Below are 2,583 nucleotides of genomic sequence, written 5' to 3'. Positions count from 1 at the left end.
TATTGGAATAAAGTGACATTTACAGGTCGTTTGAATAAGGACGAGTTGTATGAATTTTATCAGATAGCGGATATCGGAGTGATGCCCTCTTTGCATGAACAATGCAGTTATGTGGCGATGGAGATGCTGATGTTCAATATCCCTTTGCTAATTTCAACTTCCACGGGGTTGAATGAAACTCTTGAAGGTGTGGAAAAAATAGAAGTGGAAGAACGTGAGGACGACGTGTATATTTCCGTTGAAAAAATGGCGGAGAGCATGCTGGCTTTGTTGCAGGCTCCTCCGAGCAATATGTATAGGGAAACCTATTTGCGGAAATATGAGGAATCCCTATTTTTGGAGAAAATGCGGAATTTGTACGAATCTTTATTTGTGTAACGCTTTATGTTGACCCCTTTCCCCCATTATCTTCAGCTCGACGCGATGGACTGCGGTCCGTCGTGCCTGCGTATGATAGCCAAGTACTACGGTAAGACCTATAGCTTGCAATCGCTACGCGAAAGGTCGTTCATCACGCGCGAAGGGGTTTCCATGCTGGGAATAAGCGATGCGGCCGAATCGGTCGGTTTTCGTACGTCCGGGGTGAGAATAACCTTGGAGCAGTTGAAGAAAGAGGTTCCTTTGCCTTGTATCTTGCATTGGAACCAGAACCATTTTGTTGTATGTTACCGGATAAAAGGGGATAAATATAGTATATCGGACCCGGCAAGCGGACGGGTGACTTATAAGGAGGATGAACTGACCCGCTGCTGGTTTAGCACGAAAGTGGACGGAAGGGATACGGGAACGGCTTTGTTGCTGGAACCGGGACCTGATTTTTATGACCGGGACGAGGAGGATGTGACAAGGGAAAAGCGGTTGTCGTACTTTTTTCGTTATGTGACTCCTTATAAAAAAGAATTTTTCCAGTTGATACTTGGGATGATGACGGGCAGTATCCTGCAATTAATCATGCCGTTCCTGACACAGAGCTTGGTGGATACGGGTATCCGTGATGGAAACCTGAGCTTTATCTCCCTCATCTTGATAGCCCAGGTGGTCATCTTCCTGGCACAACTGTCTGTCGGCTTCATCCGCAGCTGGATATTGTTGCATGTGAACACGCGGATTAACATCGCCTTAATCTCCGACTTTTTGGCCAAATTGATGCGGCTTCCCCTGCACTTTTTCGATACGAAAATGGTCGGGGATATCATGCAGCGTATCGGCGACCATAATCGTATCGAATCGTTTATGACGGGCTCGTCCATCAGCACGGTGTTCTCTTTTCTCAACTTTATAGTATTCGGCTTTGTGCTGGCTTATTATAATCTGACGATATTGGGTTTGTTTTTGGTCGGAAACGGGTTGTACGTGGCCTGGGTGCTGGCCTTTATGAGGTATCGCCGTGAATTGGACATCAAACGGTTTGCTCAGGCCGCGGGTGAACAGAGCAACCTGTTTCAGCTGATAACCGGCATGCAGGAGATAAAACTGAATAACTGCGAAACGGAGAAACGTTGGCAGTGGGAACGCATACAGGTGAAATTGTTTAAAATAAGCATAAAGGGGTTGGCCCTTCAACAATATCAACAGCTCGGGTCGGTCTTTTTTAACCAGACGACGAATATCCTGATCTCCTTTTTGGCCGCCCGGGCTGTAGTTTCCGGCGAAATGACGCTTGGTATGATGATGTCGCTGACTTATATAGTGGGGCAGCTGAGTGCACCAATCGATCAGTTCATCGGGTTTGCCCGTTCTTTTCAGGATGCCAAGATCAGCCTGGAACGTCTTGGTGAAATCCATCAGAAGGAGGATGAGGAGCAGACCTTGGGCATGAAGATGAGCGTGTTGCCCGAAAACCGAACGTTGTGTATAGAGGATTTGAAATTCAGCTATGACGGGGCCGACCGGGATTATGTGCTGGATGGGATAAACCTGACGATTCCGGAGCATAAGGTGACAGCGATAGTTGGTGCGAGCGGTAGCGGAAAGACGACCTTGGTCAAATTGCTGCTGGGTTTTTATGCCCCGAACGGGGGTCATATCCGCGTGGGTGATTTTTCATTGCAGAACATCAACCCGCATGTCTGGCGTGCCCATACGGGTTGTGTGATGCAGGATGGTTTTATATTCTCTGATACGATAGCGAAGAATATAGCAGTAGGCGACGAGGTGATTGATAAGGAGCGTTTGTTGCATGCGGTGACTGTGGCCAACATCCGTGATTTTATTGATTCGCTGCCCTTGGGATATAATACGAAGATAGGCATGGAGGGTAGCGGAGTGAGCCAGGGTCAGCGTCAGCGTATCCTGATAGCGCGTGCGGTGTATAAGAATCCTGAGTTCATCTTTTTGGATGAGGCGACGAATGCGTTGGATGCGAATAACGAGAAGGAGATAATGGAACATTTGCATCAGTTTTACCGTGGTCGGACGGTTGTCATCGTGGCGCATCGTTTGAGTACGGTGCGGGATGCGGATAATATCGTGGTATTGGATAAGGGTCGTATAGTGGAGGAGGGGACTCATGATGAATTGACGTCCAGGCAGGGTGTTTATTATAAGTTGGTGAAGAACCAGTTGGAATTGGGTAGTTGAGAT

The 2,583-nt window shown here is 47.7% G+C and carries 2 protein-coding genes; both read left to right on the top strand.

What is annotated here, in order from left to right:
- On the top strand, positions 1-378 hold a 378-nt coding region (locus DW103_RS17805; protein WP_122278617.1), incomplete at its 5' end, for a glycosyltransferase.
- Between the two features lie 6 nt (positions 379-384).
- The gene (locus DW103_RS17800) at positions 385-2,580 is read left to right on the top strand and encodes a peptidase domain-containing ABC transporter (RefSeq protein ID WP_122278614.1); all 2,196 of its coding nucleotides are present in this window, start codon (positions 385-387) and stop codon (positions 2,578-2,580) included.
- Positions 2,581-2,583 lie beyond the last annotated feature (3 nt).

The sequence above is a fragment of the Parabacteroides sp. AM08-6 genome (assembly GCF_003473295.1).
Taxonomy (GTDB): Bacteria; Bacteroidota; Bacteroidia; order Bacteroidales; family Tannerellaceae; genus Parabacteroides.
This window is presented reverse-complemented; position numbering and strand designations above follow the sequence as displayed.

Coding starts and splice junctions, on each gene's coding strand:
- DW103_RS17800 (WP_122278614.1), top strand. CDS start 385: ATGTTGACCCCTTTCCCCCATTATCTTCAGCTCGACGCGATGGACTGC.